Source organism: Actinoallomurus acanthiterrae (genome assembly GCF_054775715.1).
The window spans coordinates 10,438,038-10,452,429 of the sequence record NZ_BAAHCO010000001.1; the positions used below are offsets into that span (position 1 = coordinate 10,438,038).

Consider the following 14,392-nt stretch of genomic DNA (forward strand, 5'->3'; position numbering starts at 1 on the left):
ACCGCGTCGTCAGCGCCGGGGCGTGGACAGACCGGTGATGACGACCTTCCCGACGGGGCGGTCCTCGACCAGGTGGCGCAGCGCCTCCCCCACCGCCTCCAGTGGGTAGATCGAATCGATGACCGGGCTGATCCGCCCGGCCACCAGCAGTTCGGTGATCTCGATCCAGGCGGCCCTCGCCTGCGCGGACGTCGCGGCGCGCAGCGAGAACCCGTGCAGCGTGGTGCGACGCTCGATGATCTCTTCGAGCGGCAGCTCGGTGCTGCGGCCGCCCGAACAGCCGACCAGGACCAGGTGACCGCCCGGCGCCATGGCCGCCGCGATCTGCGCGGTCACGTGGCCGCCGACGCCGTCGACGGCCACGTCGGCGCCCGCGGCGAACCCGTCGCCGAGCCCGTCCCGCAGCCGGTCCTGCTCCAGGTCGACGACCTCGATCCCCCGGGCCCACGGCGCCGTGCGGATCGCCTTCGCCTTGGCCGTCGTTCCCACACCGCCCGCGACGGCGCCGGCCCCGAGCGCCCGCGCCAGCTGGACGGTCGCGTTGCCGACGCTGCCGCCGACGCCCGGCGCGAAGACGGAATCGCCGGGTTCGAAGGCGCCCGTCCGCAGGGCGAGCAGGCCGGTGAGGTACGCGATCGGGACGGCCGCCGCCACCTCGTCGGACACGCTGACCGGGATCGCGGCCAGGTTCCGGGCCGGCACCACGGCGAACTCGGCCATCGTCCCGTCGGCGGTGACGCCGCCGTCCCCGGCGAAGAACATCACCCGCGTGCCGGCCGGCCAGCGCCCGCCGGGGTCGGCGACGACGAGGCCGGCGCCCTCACCGCCCAGCGTGAGCGGCAGCAGCCCCACCGTGGAGGGACCGCCCGCCGCCACGGAGTGGTCCAGCGGTGTCACGCCCGCCGCGGTGATCTGGACGAGGACCTCGCCCGGGCCGGGGGCCGGTATCTCCACCTGCTCGATCCGCACATCCGTCGTGTGCGCGGTGATCGGATAAGCGCGCGCCGCCTTCACGTGTGTCGTCCCCCCGAAAGTCCCTCATACCCGGACGGGGAGGACGGCACGCCCGGTGCCGTCCTCCCCGCGTGAAGAGAGGCGAGTCTCAGCTCCAGAACCCCCGCTCCGGAGCCGCCTCGGGCGGTCCCGAGGCTGGTGGCGCTCAGCTCGTCGTGACGTGCACGTAGTCGACGACGAGCTTCGCCGGGAACGGGGTGCTGCCGTTCGGGTCGCCCGGCCAGTAGCCGCCCACGGCGAGGTTGAGGATGATGTAGAACGGGTGGTCGAACACCCAGCGGTTGCCGTGCAGGTCGGACGGCGTGCGGGTCTCGTAGACGTGGCCGTCGACCGACCACTTGATCGAGTTCGGCGACCAGTCGACGGCGAAGGTGTGGAAGTTGTCGTAGAAGTGCGCCCCGCCCGGGAGGGTGTACCCGGCGCCGATGCCGTTCGAGCCGGAGTAGCCCGGCCCGTGGATGGTGCCGTGCACGGTGCCAGGTTCGAACCCGACGTTCTCCATGATGTCGATCTCGCCGCTGTTCGGCCAGCCGACGCTTCCGATGTTGTTACCGAGCATCCAGAAGGCGGGCCACATGCCCTGACCCTGCGGGATCTTCATCCTCGTCTCGAAGTGACCGTACTTCTGGGTGAAGGTGGAGGCGGTCGACAGCCGGGCCGAGGTGTACTGGCAGGTCCCGTACCAGCATTTGTACCCGCTCGGGTTGTCCTTGCGAGCGGTGATGACCAGGTGGCCCTGGCCGTCCAGAGCGGCGTTGTGCGTGCCGCTCGTGTAGTACTCCCGCTCGTGGTTGTTGACGTTGTCGCCGGTCTCCGGCCGCCACCTGCTCGAGTTGACGGCCGAACCGGAGGCGCCGTTGAAGTCGTCGGTGAAGGTGGCGGTGGCGGCCTTCGCCGCGGCCGGGACGATCGCGGCGTGGCCGCCGCCCGCGGTCACGGCGGCGGTTGCGCCCACGCCGGTGACGAGCAGGGCTGCCAGCAGCAGCCGGCCCGGCCTGAGCCGGCGGGATGACAAGGACATCAATTTCCCTTTCGTGGTGGGGAGCGGCCGAATGGAATGCCGGGTCAGCTCGGGAGGGTCCACTTCTGGTTGGCGCTGCCCGCGCAGTCCCAGATCTGCAGCCGCGTGCCGTTGGCCGAACTCGGGCCCGTGGCGTCCAGGCAGCGCCCGGAGTTCGTGTTCACCAGCGAGCCGTTCGAGCCCGCCTGCCACTTCTGCGCGCCCGTGCCGTTGCAGTCGTACAGCTGCACCTGCGTGCCGTTGGCGGTACCGGCGGCGGTCACGTCCATGCACTTGCCCAGGGCCCGCAGGGTCTGGTCCGAGCCGACCGTCCACTGCTGCGCCGTCGTGCCGTTGCAGTCGTACAACTGCACCGCCGTGCCGTTCGCGCTGTTCGCGCCCGCCACGTCCACGCACTTGCCGCCGTAGCCGGTGATCTGACCGCCGGTCCCGCCGCCGGTGTTGCTCGTCGTGACGTGCACGTAGTCGACGACGAGCTGCGCCGGGAAGGGCGTGCTGCCGTCCGGGTCGCCCGGCCAGTAACCGCCCACGGCGAGGTTGAGGATGATGTAGAAGGGGTGGTCGAACACCCAGCGATTGCCGTTCAGATCGGCGGGCGTCCGGGTCTCGTAGACGTTTCCGTCGACGGACCACTGGATGGAATTCGGCGACCAGTCCACCGCGAAGGTGTGGAAGTCGTCGTAGAAGTGCGCGCCGCCCGGCAGCGTGTATCCCGCGCCGATGCCGTTCGAGCCGGAGTAGCCCGGCCCGTGGATGGTGCCGTGCACGGTGCCGGGCTCGAACCCGACGTTCTCCATGACGTCGATCTCGCCGCTGTTCGGCCAGCCGACGCTGCCGATGTCGTTGCCGAGCATCCAGAAGGCGGGCCACATGCCCTGGCCCTGCGGGATCTTCATCCGGGTCTCGAAGTGGCCGTAGGCCTGGGTGAACGTGGACGCGGTCGACAGCCGGGCCGAGGTGTACTGGCAGGTCCCGTACCAGCAGTTGTAGCCGCCCGGGTTGTCCTTGCGGGCCGTGATGACCAGGTGGCCCTGCCCGTCGAGGGCGGCGTTGTGCGTGCCGCTGGTGTAGTACTCCCGCTCGTGGTTGTTGACGTTGTCGCCGGTCTCGGGGCGCCACTTGCTCGAGTCGACGCCCGATCCGGCGGCGCCGTCGAAGTCGTCGCTGAAGGTGGTGGTGGCGGCCGCGGCGGCTCTCAGGGCCGTCGAGTGGGAGCCGCCCGCGACCACGGTCGCGGTGCTGCCCAATCCGGCGAGCGCCAGTGCGGCCAGGAGCAACCGCCCGGTCCGTCGTCGGCGGGGTGACGGGGACATCGCTTCTCCTTTTCTCGGTTCGAGCTGGAATGGGGGCGCCGGGTCAGCTCGGGAGGGTCCACTTCTGGTTGGCGCTGCCCGCGCAGTCCCAGATCTGCAGCCGCGTGCCGTTGGCCGAACTCGGGCCCGTGGCGTCCAGGCAGCGCCCGGAGTTCGTGTTCACCAGCGAGCCGTTCGAGCCCGCCTGCCACTTCTGCGCGCCCGTGCCGTTGCAGTCGTACAGCTGCACCTGCGTGCCGTTGGCGGTACCGGCGGCGGTCACGTCCATGCACTTACCGAGCGCCTGCAGCGTCTGGTCCGAACCGACGGTCCACTGCTGCGCCGTCGTGCCGTTGCAGTCGTACAACTGCACCGCCGTGCCGTTCGCGCTGTTCGCGCCCGCCACGTCCACGCACTTGCCGCCGTAGCCGGTGATCTGGCCGGTGGAACCGGTGGGCGGGGGCGTGCCGCCGCCTCCGGTGATGGCGTTGAAGGTGCGGGCGAACTGATAGGCGCTCTGCGAGGTCCCGCTGCAGGTGTCCGACAGGGTGCCGTTGCTCGCGCAGGCCTTGTCCCGGCCCAGCGCCCAGTAGGCGAGCTCCTGGATGCCGTTGCTCGCGGCGAAGCTCTCCAGGGAGGAGGCGTTCGCGGTCGTGAAGACCTCGTTCGTGGAGTCGTTCACCCCGATCATCGGGGTGTTGCCCTCCATCGCCCACAGCTGGGCGGAGGTCTTCGACGTCCAGATCTGACCGAGCTGGCCGTGCAGCGCGGTCGCCGCGTTGATCGCGGCCTGCCCCATGTCCATGGACGGGCCGTAGTCCATCGTCATGATGTTGACGGCGTTGACGGTGACGCCGCGGCTCTTGGCGTTGTTCAGCAGGCTGAGCGAGTCGGACAGCAGGCCGGAGGGGTCGACCGGGAGGGTGTAGTCGACGTCCAGGTGCTTGCCCGCGGCCGCGTACTGCTGCTGGAGCGCGGCGAGGGCCTGGTTGCGGCGGTCGTTCGCGGTCGTGTCGTCCAGCGCCGCGCCCTCGATGTCGAGGTCGATCCGCGTCAGGTTGAGCGTGTCGATGGCCTTCTTGTACTGCGCCTCCAACGTGGACACCGAGCCGCACGCCTGGCCGAGTTCGGTGCCCGAGGCGCCGCCGAAGGAGGCGATGACGTCGCCGCCGGAGGCGCGCAGGTTGTTGATGGCGGTCAGCCAGCCGCTGTTGTCGATGGCCGTGTCGCCGTTCCAGGTGGCGTTGCAGCCGCCTCCGCCGATGACGAAGGCGAGCGTGTAGTACTTCAGCCCGGTGGCCGACTGGGCGGTCGCCATCGCCGACGTCGACCCCCAGGTCTCGACGTACGGGGCGGCGTAGTGGGCGGGGAAGCCGGGGCCGGGGTTCGCCGAGGCGGCGTATGCCGGGCTCGTGCCGAACAGCAGGCCCGCGACCGGTATCGCGGCCGCGATCAGTGCTTTCAGGCGGGGACGGGACATGCGGGGATCCTCCTGATGGGGTCTTCGGCGTACGCCGACGGAGGGGTCACGGGCGGGCGCCCGGGACCGTGGCCCCCGGGCGGTCGCCCGGGAGCCCGTGCGGAGAGGTTCAGGTGGGGCTCAAGGTTCGGGTTCAGGTGGGGCTCAGGAACCGGGGAGCGTCCACTGCTGGTTGGAGCCGCCGGAGCAGTCCCAGATCTGCAGCCGGGTGCCGTTGGCGGAACTGACGCCGGTGGCGTCCAGGCACCGGCCCGAGGCGGGGTTGACGACGGCCGACCCGGATCCGCGGGTCCACTGCTGGGCGCCGGTCCCGTTGCAGTCGTAGAGCTGGACCTGGGTGCCGTTGGCCGTGCCGGCCGAGGTGAGGTCCATGCACTTGCCAAGGGCCTGGATCGTGCCGTCCGAGCCGACCGTCCACTGCTGCGCGGTGGTGCCGTTGCAGTCGTACAGCTGGACGGCGGTGCCGTTGGCGCTGTTCGCGCCGGCGACGTCGACGCACTTGCCGCCGATGCCGGTGATCTGGCCGGTGGTGCCACCGCCGCCGCTCTGGGTGCCACCCCAGGTGAAGGTCGCGGTGGTGTGGGCGGGCAGCGTGTAGACGAAGGACTGGCCGCCCCAGTTCACCTTGACGGACTGGGAGGCGCCGCTGTCGTTGTAGGCGATCAGCGCCTTCGACCCGTCCGGGTTCTGCCAGGCGACGTTGGGCACGGAACTGTTCGCGGTGGAGGCGATCCGGTACGCGCCGGGCCGGACGAACTTGGTCAGGTGGCCCATGTCGTAGTACTCGATGTTGTAGTCGACCTGGCCGCTTCGGGAGTCGCCGTTGTGCACGGTGATCAGGCCGGTGCAGGTGCCGCAGCCGCCGTTGTGCGGGCCCATGTTCTGGTCGACGGCGAGGGACCACTTGGTGACGCTCTTCCCCCAGTTGCGGGTGTAGTCGACGATGTTGTGCATGTCCTCCTTCTGCTGGTCGCCGACCCACGTGCCGCCGGAGTGCTCGGTGTCGTAGGCGTCGACGCCGGGGTACTGGTCGTGCACCGTGGTCTGCTCGCCGACGTCGCCGCCGTAGCCGTGCCAGGCGATCCCGCCGAAGAGGGAGTCGTTCCGGATGGTGGAGTCGTCGACGACGGGTGCGCCGTAGCCGCTGTAGGTGTCCCAGTTCCAGTCGAGAGCCAGGACCTTGGTGGACAGACCCGCCGCGTGCAGCGCGGGCAGCAGGTTCGTCTTGGTGAAGTAGTTCAGGCCCGAGCCGTTCCAGCTCATCGACGGGTAGCCGTTGCAGCAGGTCGGCTCGTTCTGCGCGGTGACGAAGTCGATGTGCACGCCCTGCGCCTCGTACGCCTGGAGGTACTTCACGAAGTACTGGGCGTAGGCCGCGTAGTACTGGGACTGCAGCCAGCCCGGGTTGTTGAAGTCGCCGTTGTCCTTCATCCAGGCCGGTGCGCTCCACGGCGTGCCCATGACCGTGAGGTTCGGGTTGAGCTGCCGGGCCTGCTTGGTGAGGGGCAGGACGTCGGCCAGGTCGTGCGCGATGGAGAAGTGCGCGAGCGTGGGGTCGGTCTGGCCGGCGGACATGTCGTCGTAGGAGTAGCTGTAGCGCGCCAGGTCGGAGGCGCCCATCGGGTTCCGCAGGAAGCTGAGCCCGATCCCGGCGGACGGGTCGAAGAGCTTCTGCATGACCTGGGTACGGGTGGCGGAGCTGAGCGCGCCGCTGCTGTTCATGAGCCAGGCGGCCGTGTCGGTGAACGACGCGCCGCCACCGGTGAACCGCTGGTACTTCGTGTTCTCGTCCACGGTGATGGTCTGGTTCGCGCTGCCGCCGGTGCCGAAGGTGACCGGCGTCTGCTGCTGCAGGCCGCGGGTGACGTGGCGTCCGCCGGAGTCGTCGGTGGTGGTGAGCCAGATGTTCACGGACTCGCCCGCGGCCCTGGCGGGGGCCGGGCCGCTCACCAGCGCGGCGATGAGGACGAGGAGCGCGCAGAGGGGCAGGGTGATGGACCGGTGCGAACGCGCGGGGTCGACGCGATGGAGCACGGTGCTTCCCTTCGGTCCGGAGCGGAGTGTGGCAGCCTCCCCCGAAGGCAACTGACAGGAAGGCTTCCTATCAGTCATCCCGGACACTAACCGCCTTAAAACAAGGTGTCAACAAAGTCGTTGTGCCTGGACAACCCGCCGGGGAGGGCGGCCGATCCGTTATACCGAGCGGACCGCCGCCCCACCCTTATGCGCGCCTTAACGGATGCTTATGCCACGGAGCAGGCCGCCCCGGGAGAGGCGACGACCCGGCCGGCGCGGCTTGACGACGCACATCGATGGCGATACCAAAAGGAAAACAACGTAGAAACAGGCAGCGGACCAACATCATGTACGCCGAAGAACGCCAGCAGGAGATTCTCCGCCGCACCCGTGAGGCCGGCCGGGTCGACGTCGTGACGCTCGCGGAGGACTTCGGCGTCACGATGGAGACCATCCGCCGGGATCTGACGGTCCTGGAGCGGGCGGGCACGCTGCGCCGCGTGCACGGCGGGGCGATCCCCGTCGAGCGGCTCGGCTTCGAGCCGGCGCTCGCGGCCCGCGACGCCGTGCTGACGGCCGAGAAGGAGCGCATCGCCAAGGCCGCTCTCGCCGAGCTGCCCGACGAGGGATCGGTCATCATCGACGCCGGCTCGACGACCGGGCGTCTGGTCGAGGTCCTGCCGAGCGACCGGGAGCTGACGGTCATCGTCAACTCCCCGCCTCTCGCGACGGTCCTCGCGACGCGCCCGAACCTGAACGTGATCATGCTGGGCGGCCGGGTCCGCGGGCGTACGCTCGCGACGGTCGACGACTGGGCGATGCGGCCGCTCGACCGGCTTCGCGTCGACGTGGCGTTCATGGGCACGAACGGATGCTCCGTGGAGGCCGGGCTGACCACACCCGACCCGGCCGAGGCCGCGATGAAGGAGTCGATGATGAAGGCCGCGCGGCGCACGGTCGTCCTCGTCGATCACACCAAGGTCGGCAACGACTACCTCGCGCGGTTCGCCGCGTTGTCCGAGGTCAGCATCCTGATCACGGACACCGGCCTGGACGCCGGGCTCGCCGCGGACCTCGCCGCGGAGGGCCCGGAGGTCATTCGCGTGTGACGCGGATCACACGCTGAACCTCCGCAGCCTTGGGTTGCGTATTACCGATTACCTTGCGGCGACTGACGACGCCGTTGACAGCCCACATAAAAGGCGCTAAACAAAAGTAGAAGCAACCGGGAAGACAGCCAAACGGGCATCGACCGGTGGCGCCTACGCGGAAGCGGAGGCCGAACATGACGCGTTCCCCCCGGCCCGGCCACAGACGTCGCAGCCGGCCACTCGGCGGAAAACGGAAGTACGCCGCGGTCTGGCTGCTCGTCACCTCCGGCGCCGTCGTGACCTCCTACTGCGGCATCCAGGAGATCTACGCGGCGGGGACCGAGACCCACCAGGCCCTGCCGGTGGTCGTCCCGCTGTCGCCGGCGCCGCCGAGCACCACGCCCGCCGCCGCGAATCGCACGCCCACTCCGAGGCCACCGCGGGCGTCGGCCCGTCCCCGTCTCACGCCGACCCGTCCCACGCCGACCCGGTCCGCTCCCTTACGGACGCCGACGGCCGCCCCGGCCGTCACGATCACCTCTCCCCCGGATCAGGCCAAGGTCAACGGCCGGGCCGGAGTGCTGGTCCACGGACGCGTCGGCGACCTCCGGGGCGACGTCCTGCGCATCTTCGTCTACGCCCCGGACGGGCGGTTCTACCTGACCGACGACGGCCCGGTGCGGGCCCAGGGCGGCCGGTGGAGCTCGTCGATCCAGCAGATCGGCGACGGCACACGCGACGTCGGCCGGTTCTTCAAGATCACGGCGATCCGGGCGGACGCGGCCTGCCAGGACACGATCCAGGGACGCACCCGGGACGCCAACGGCAACATCGCCTTCCTGGCGGTGCCACCGGGCTGCTCGATCGCCGACGCGGTGGCGGTCCTCAAGACGGCGTGGAGCTGAGGCGGTGCCGGCGACCAGGGTCGCACCGGCCAGGCTCACGACGACGCGCGACCGACCGACGAGACTCCGGCGCGGTGGCGGTCCTCAAGACGGCATGGAGCTGAGGCGGTGCCGGCGACCAGGCTCGCACCGGCCAGGCTCACGACGACGCGCGACCGACCGACGAGACTCCGGCGCGGTGGCGGTCCTCAAGACGGCATGGAGCTGAGGCGGTGCCGGCGACCAGGCTCGCACCGGCCAGGCTCACGACGACGCGCGACCGACCGACGAGGCTCCGGCGCGAGACCGGCCGACGGGGCTCACGACGACGCGCGGTCGGCCGGGCGGCCTGGAAGCAGTCGCGCCGCCCGGCTCCGCCTGCGGCGCCTCCGCCGTACGACGGTCGTGCGCAGCCAGACACCCACCTGCGCGCCTCCCAGGGTGGATCGGTCGATGCGCAGCTCACCGCCGGTGGACTCCGCCAGCCGGCGCACGATGTCCAGGCCCAGACCCGTCGAGCCGCCGCCGGACCTCCCGCGCTGCAGCATGAGCTGGGGATCGGCGATCCCGGGACCCGCGTCGGAGACCAGGACGCCGACCCGGTCGGGGCCGGTCCGCATCGTCACCGCGAACTCCGTGCCCTCGGGCGTGTGGTGGAACAGGTTCCCCAGCACGGCGTCCAGGGCGGCCGCGAGCTCACCGCGGCCGACCGGCACCGGCACGGGGCGGTCGAGCCCGGTCAGCCGCCAGCGGCGGCCCTGGTCCTCGGCCAGCACCGACCAGAACGCGACGCGGTCGCGTACGACCTCGGTCGCGTCGCACGTCGTCGTCGCGTGCTCCCCGCCGGGGCGCTGCGCTGTCTTGATGACGATGTCGATCTCCTGCTCCATGCGGGTCATCGCCAGGCGCGCCTTCCCCATCTCCGGTCCCTGGCCGAGACGGTCGATGTTCAGGCGTAGGGCGGTCAGCGGCGTGCGCAGGCGGTGCGACAGGTCGGCCGCGAACTGGCGTTCGGCCGTCAGCCGCTGCGCGATCTGATCCGCCATGGCGTTGAAGGCGTACGCCGCCTCCTCCAGCTCGGGCGGCCCTTCCGGGCGGATGCGGACGGTCACGTCGCCGGCGCCGAGCCGGGCCGCCGCGCCGGCCAGCCGCCGCGCGGAGCCGACCACTCTGCGGCCCAGCCGGTCCGCCGCGAGGATCGAGCACGCCACCAGGAACACGGCGACCAGGGTCATCACGATCCAGGCCGGCACGACCCCGGGCGGGAGGCGGCCGGCGCCCACGTCGACCTCCACCACGGCCAGACCCGCGTTCCCGGCCGGGACGGGCTGCAGGACCACCCGCCGCTCGTCGGCGCTCGTCTCCAGCGCCTGCCCCTGGTCGCGGACCCGCGCGATGACCGCCGGGGACACCGCCGGCGGCTCCCCGATCCGCGTTCCCCCCGGCATCGTCACGCCGATGCGGTCCCGGCCGCCGGCGGACGCGCCCGCGATCGCCCGGCTCACCGCGACCGGATCGCCGGAGGCCACCACGGCCGGGAGGACCGCGCCGACCCGGCGCTGGGCGCGGATGACCGCCCGGTCGGCCGCCGCCTCGCGTACGACCAGGGCGGACGGGATCAGGAAGGCCAGCGCGACCATCGAGGTCACCGCCAGCGCGACCAGCGCGAGCGATCGCCTCACGTCGGATCCACGAGCTTGAACCCGACGCCGCGCACCGTGTGCAGGTAGCGCGGGGCGGCGGCGGTCTCGCCGAGTTTGCGGCGCAGCCAGGACAGGTGCACGTCGATGGTCTGGTCGTCGCCGTACGGCTGCTGCCACACCTCGGACCGCAGATCGGCGCGCGGGACGACCTCCCCGGCCCGCGAGGCCAGGAACGCCAGCAGGTCGAACTCCCGCCGCGTCAGCTCGATGGGCCGCGAATCGAGCTTCACCTCCCGCCGGACGACGTCGATGCGCAGCCCGCCGACCTCGATGACCGTGGACTCGCCGCCACCGCGCGCACGCCGCAGAACCGCGCCGAGCCGCGCCTCCAGCTGGTCGATCGTGAAGGGCTTGACGACATAATCGTCCGCCCCGGCGTTCAGCAGCCGGACGACTTCCTGATCGTCATCGCGAGCGGTCACCACGATGACCGGAACCTCGGATACCGCGCGCAGCATCTTGAGCAATTCGAAACCGTCGAGATCGGGGAGCCCGAGATCCAGCAGAACGGCGTCGGGCGGCCGGTCGGAGATATCGCGCAGCGCCTCCCAGGCGGCCCCGACGCTGCGAACGGAGTGACGGCGTTCGGTCAGGTCGTGTACAAGTGCGGTCCGGACATCGGCGTCGTCTTCCACCACTAATACCTTCGCCATGACGAAACTGTACTACCGGCCTTCTCGCCGGATCCGCTTTCTCGTGGCCGAATAATCGGCGATGACCTGCGAGATCTCGTCGACGTTGACGCTCTTCGCGTATTCGGCGTGCCGTTCGGAACGATGGGCCCTGGTGCCGTGCGACGCGGTCGCCGGCAGGGCGACGACGGCCGTGGTGAGGGTGGCGACGTTCGCGGCGGCGATGACGAGGATGGTCACCGGCCGCGGCTTTCCGGCCATGCGGATGCTCATTTCGGTCTCCATTCCGCGAGCGCGCGAAGGGGCCGGGCGGCCGTGGCCGCCCGGCCCCCGGCGGTCACTTGCGCACGTTGCCCGCCGCGTCCTGCGTGACCACCATGTTCTGGACCTCCTTGCGCAGGCCCGGCGAGCCCTCGCCGGGGCCCTGGCCGTTGTCGCCGCAGACCCGGTTCTTCTCCTCGTCGGTCATGGGGCGTTCCTTGAACGTCACGTTGTGCGTGCCGGCGTCCTTGTCGTCGGTGACCGAGCCGCCGACGTACCACTCGAAGTGCGGGTCGCCGTCGTCCGAGGTCTTCACCCGGTCCCCGTAGTTGATCTGCCAGTGGCCGTTGACCTTCAGCATCTCCGTGGAGAGCTCGAGCCAGCCGACGTTGCCGGGCTGGACGTGGTGGGTGTCGCCGTTCCAGGTCCAGTGGCCCTTGTTCCAGACGTGGCCGTAGCTGGCCTCCACCCCGATCTCGATGGCGTCCGTCAATTTGAACTTGGGGCCGCCGCTGATCCCGAAGCTGTTCGACTCCTCGACGGTGTCGGTGATCTGGTACTGGTGGTCCTGCGGGGCGGTCGTGCAGTTCCAGGCGTATTCGTCGTTCTGCGGCACATGGAAGTCCGACTGGAACGACTCCTGGCTCTCCGGGACGAACTTGCACCGGTCGGCCTTGTAGGGGACGGTCACACCGGAGTCGGGGCAGGTGTCGAGCAGATCACCCGTGACCGTGACCGTCTTCGCGGTCGCCGACCCGGCCGGCAGAAACACTCCGGCGCCGACCATCGCGACCCCCGTGAGTGCGACCAGACCCGCACGTACTCGGTTCATCGAATTCCTCCTCGATGAGTTTTGCTGACACCTCCTTTATAGTCGGAAATCAATGGTGATACTTTAGCTGCCACTTAAGAGCCGCATAACGAACGTTGAGGACGTGCATTTCTGGTCCGTTAATTTAAGCCGCCCTAATGAAATGGCGGCCGAGCGCAAAAAGAATGCCCCCCGCGACGGCGGGGGGCATTCTTTCGAGGCCGGCGTCAGGGGCCCGCGGAGAGCACGGACGCCCGGGCCGCGGCGGCGTCGGCGGCGTCGAGCGCGAGCCGGGCCAGCTCCTCGCATGCGGCGCGCTCGTGCGCGGCGAGGCGTGCGCGTACGGCGGGCACGCTGCGCGGGCTCATCGACAGCTTCGTGACGCCCAGGCCGACCAGCACCGGCGCGAGGGCCGGGTCGGCGGCGGCCTCACCGCACACCCCGACCGGCCTGCCCGCGCGCCCACCGGCGGCCGCGCAGGCCCCGATCAGCTGCAACAGGGCCGGTTGCCATGGGTCGAGCAGGTCGGCGAGGGCGCCCGACTGCCGGTCGGCGGCCAGGGTGTACTGGCTGAGGTCGTTGGTCCCGATGCTGAGGAAGTCGGCGACCTCGAGCAGGCGCTCGGCCCGCAGGGCCGCGGCCGGCACCTCGACCATCACGCCGGCCGTGCGCAGCCCGTACGCCCGGGCCCGCGTGACGAAGTCCGCCGCCTCCACGGGGGTCGACACCATGGGGGCCATGACCCAGACGTCCGTGGTCGTGCGCTCGGCGGCCCGCGCGATCGCCTCGAGCTGGGTCTCGAGGATGTGCGGCTGGTCCCGGGCCACCCGCAGGCCGCGCACGCCGAGCGCCGGATTCGGCTCCTCCGGAAGGCCGAGGAAGGGCAGCGGCTTGTCCGCGCCGGCGTCCAGCGTCCGTACGACGACGGTGCCCTCCGGGAAGTGGGCGAACACCTCGGCGTACGCGGCGACCTGTTCGTCCAGGCCGGGCGCGTCCCCGCGATCCAGGAAGAGGAACTCGGTGCGGAACAGCCCGACCCCGGTGACCCCGTCCAGGTCCGCTCCCCGCAGGTCGGCGGCGGACCCGATGTTGACCATGAGGTCGACCGAATGCCCGTCCGCCGTGCGCCCGGGGCCCCGCCCGCCGGCGAGCCTGGCCCGCTCGTCGTCCGCCCGCGCGCGTACCTCCGCCGCCTCCTCGTCACCGACGCCCACGCGGACTCCACCGCCGGTGCCGTCCACGGTCACCAGCGTGCCGTCCGGCACGTCGAGGATCCCGGCGCAGCCGACGATGGCGGGCAGGCCGAGCGCCCGCGCGAGGATCGCGGTATGGCTGGTCGGCCCACCGCGCTCGGTGACCAGGGCGAGCACGGTCTCCGGGTCGAGCCCGACCGTGTCGGCGGGCGCCAGGTCGTCGGCGATCAGGACGAACGGGTGCCCGGGCGCCGGCAGGCCGGGCATCGGCAGGCCGAGAGCGGCGGCGATCGCCCGGTGCGCGATGTCGTCGAGGTCGGCCGCGCGTTCGCCGAGGTAGCCACCGAGCCCGGCGAGGATCTCCCGGTGCCGGTCGAAAGTGGTCCGCAGCGCGTGCGAAGCGTCCTCGCCGGCCCGTACGCGCTCGGCCACGCCGTCCCGCAGGGTCGGATCCGCGGCGATCATCGCCTGCGCGGCCAGGATGTCGCGGGCCTCGCCGGTGGCCGCGTCGGCGCGGGCCCGCAGGTCGGCCTCGGTGGCCTCCAGCGCCCGTACGGCATCGGCGAGTTCACCGTCCGGGTCTGTGACAGGCCGGGCATCCGGAAGCGCCGGCGGGGCCGCCATCCGCGCCATCGGGCCGGCGGCCAGGCCGGGGCCGACGCCGATGCCCTGGAGGGGCCGCGGCGGCGCGCCGACCGGGACGTCGAGGTCAGGCATCGGCCGCTTCCTCGGCGTCCAGGTCGCGGGCGAGCAGGGCCGCGAGCGTGTCGAGGGCCGCGTCGGCGCCCGGCCCGTCGGCCTCGATGGTGACCTCGGTGCCGTGCCCGGCGCCGAGGGACAGCACGGCGAGCATGCTGGCGGCCGGTACGGCCGGGCCGTCCCCGACGCGGATGCGCACGGGCACGTCCTGGTCGGCGGCGGCCTTGACGAACAGGGCCGCCGGCCTCGCGTGCAGGCCGGTGCGGGAGGCGATGGCCACGGTACGCGTCGACAT

Annotated in this window: 13 protein-coding genes; 2 read left to right on the top strand and 11 right to left on the bottom strand. The window is 71.3% G+C overall.

What is annotated here, in order from left to right; all coding sequences use genetic code 11:
• Nucleotides 1-9: 9 nt before the first annotated feature.
• The 5 genes from ACYVF7_RS49265 to ACYVF7_RS49285 all read right to left on the bottom strand — a co-directional run bounded on the left by ACYVF7_RS49265 (nucleotide 10) and on the right by ACYVF7_RS49285 (nucleotide 6,841).
• Entirely contained in the window at nucleotides 10-1,014 is a 1,005-nt protein-coding gene (locus ACYVF7_RS49265) for a quinone oxidoreductase family protein (protein ID WP_460353433.1), read from the bottom strand.
• 145 nt (nucleotides 1,015-1,159) lie between these two features.
• Nucleotides 1,160-2,035, bottom strand: coding sequence for a glycoside hydrolase family 16 protein (locus ACYVF7_RS49270; protein WP_460353436.1), 876 nt, complete (start codon nucleotides 2,033-2,035; stop codon nucleotides 1,160-1,162).
• 44 nt (nucleotides 2,036-2,079) lie between these two features.
• The gene (locus ACYVF7_RS49275; RefSeq protein ID WP_460353439.1) at nucleotides 2,080-3,348 is read right to left on the bottom strand and encodes a ricin-type beta-trefoil lectin domain protein; all 1,269 of its coding nucleotides are present in this window, start codon (nucleotides 3,346-3,348) and stop codon (nucleotides 2,080-2,082) included.
• 43 nt (nucleotides 3,349-3,391) lie between these two features.
• Nucleotides 3,392-4,807: a ricin-type beta-trefoil lectin domain protein gene (locus tag ACYVF7_RS49280; RefSeq protein ID WP_460353441.1), complete on the bottom strand. Its 1,416-nt coding sequence runs from the start codon at nucleotides 4,805-4,807 to the stop codon at nucleotides 3,392-3,394.
• Between the two features lie 144 nt (nucleotides 4,808-4,951).
• Nucleotides 4,952-6,841 (bottom strand): ricin-type beta-trefoil lectin domain protein, encoded by a 1,890-nt coding sequence (locus ACYVF7_RS49285; protein WP_460353443.1) that lies wholly within the window; start codon nucleotides 6,839-6,841, stop codon nucleotides 4,952-4,954.
• Nucleotides 6,842-7,170: 329 nt separating this feature from the next.
• Between ACYVF7_RS49285 and ACYVF7_RS49290 the strand changes: the two genes are divergently transcribed.
• Nucleotides 7,171-7,932: a DeoR/GlpR family DNA-binding transcription regulator gene (locus ACYVF7_RS49290; protein WP_460353445.1), complete on the top strand. Its 762-nt coding sequence runs from the start codon at nucleotides 7,171-7,173 to the stop codon at nucleotides 7,930-7,932.
• 176 nt (nucleotides 7,933-8,108) lie between these two features.
• Nucleotides 8,109-8,819: a hypothetical protein gene (locus tag ACYVF7_RS49295; RefSeq protein ID WP_460353447.1), complete on the top strand. Its 711-nt coding sequence runs from the start codon at nucleotides 8,109-8,111 to the stop codon at nucleotides 8,817-8,819.
• 299 nt (nucleotides 8,820-9,118) lie between these two features.
• On the opposite strand, the gene ACYVF7_RS49300 is transcribed toward ACYVF7_RS49295, so the two are convergent.
• From ACYVF7_RS49300 to ACYVF7_RS49325, 6 genes are all read right to left on the bottom strand, one after another.
• Complete coding sequence (locus tag ACYVF7_RS49300) at nucleotides 9,119-10,480, bottom strand: sensor histidine kinase (protein ID WP_460353449.1); 1,362 nt, start codon at nucleotides 10,478-10,480, stop codon at nucleotides 9,119-9,121.
• Complete coding sequence (locus ACYVF7_RS49305; protein ID WP_460353452.1) at nucleotides 10,477-11,154, bottom strand: response regulator transcription factor; 678 nt, start codon at nucleotides 11,152-11,154, stop codon at nucleotides 10,477-10,479. The genes ACYVF7_RS49300 and ACYVF7_RS49305 overlap by 4 nt, the downstream gene beginning before the upstream one ends.
• A gap of 12 nt (nucleotides 11,155-11,166) precedes the next feature.
• Nucleotides 11,167-11,406, bottom strand: coding sequence for a hypothetical protein (locus ACYVF7_RS49310; RefSeq protein WP_460353453.1), 240 nt, complete (start codon nucleotides 11,404-11,406; stop codon nucleotides 11,167-11,169).
• A 64-nt stretch (nucleotides 11,407-11,470) separates the two neighbouring features.
• Complete coding sequence (locus ACYVF7_RS49315; RefSeq protein WP_460353455.1) at nucleotides 11,471-12,226, bottom strand: hypothetical protein; 756 nt, start codon at nucleotides 12,224-12,226, stop codon at nucleotides 11,471-11,473.
• 206 nt (nucleotides 12,227-12,432) lie between these two features.
• Nucleotides 12,433-14,115 carry a phosphoenolpyruvate--protein phosphotransferase gene (gene ptsP / locus ACYVF7_RS49320; RefSeq protein ID WP_460353457.1) on the bottom strand — a complete coding sequence of 561 codons (1,683 nt, stop codon included), beginning with the start codon at nucleotides 14,113-14,115 and terminating at the stop codon, nucleotides 12,433-12,435.
• Nucleotides 14,108-14,392 carry an HPr family phosphocarrier protein gene (locus ACYVF7_RS49325; RefSeq protein WP_460353459.1) on the bottom strand — a complete coding sequence of 95 codons (285 nt, stop codon included), beginning with the start codon at nucleotides 14,390-14,392 and terminating at the stop codon, nucleotides 14,108-14,110. Before ACYVF7_RS49325 ends, ptsP begins: the two co-directional genes overlap by 8 nt.

Coding starts and splice junctions, on each gene's coding strand:
- ACYVF7_RS49275 (WP_460353439.1), bottom strand. CDS start 3,348: ATGTCCCCGTCACCCCGCCGACGACGGACCGGGCGGTTGCTCCTGGCC.
- ACYVF7_RS49305 (WP_460353452.1), bottom strand. CDS start 11,154: ATGGCGAAGGTATTAGTGGTGGAAGACGACGCCGATGTCCGGACCGCA.
- ACYVF7_RS49270 (WP_460353436.1), bottom strand. CDS start 2,035: ATGTCCTTGTCATCCCGCCGGCTCAGGCCGGGCCGGCTGCTGCTGGCA.
- ACYVF7_RS49315 (WP_460353455.1), bottom strand. CDS start 12,226: ATGAACCGAGTACGTGCGGGTCTGGTCGCACTCACGGGGGTCGCGATG.
- ACYVF7_RS49290 (WP_460353445.1), top strand. CDS start 7,171: ATGTACGCCGAAGAACGCCAGCAGGAGATTCTCCGCCGCACCCGTGAG.
- ACYVF7_RS49280 (WP_460353441.1), bottom strand. CDS start 4,807: ATGTCCCGTCCCCGCCTGAAAGCACTGATCGCGGCCGCGATACCGGTC.
- ACYVF7_RS49295 (WP_460353447.1), top strand. CDS start 8,109: ATGACGCGTTCCCCCCGGCCCGGCCACAGACGTCGCAGCCGGCCACTC.
- ACYVF7_RS49325 (WP_460353459.1), bottom strand. CDS start 14,392: ATGTCGACGCGTACCGTGGCCATCGCCTCCCGCACCGGCCTGCACGCG.
- ACYVF7_RS49310 (WP_460353453.1), bottom strand. CDS start 11,406: ATGAGCATCCGCATGGCCGGAAAGCCGCGGCCGGTGACCATCCTCGTC.
- ptsP (WP_460353457.1), bottom strand. CDS start 14,115: ATGCCTGACCTCGACGTCCCGGTCGGCGCGCCGCCGCGGCCCCTCCAG.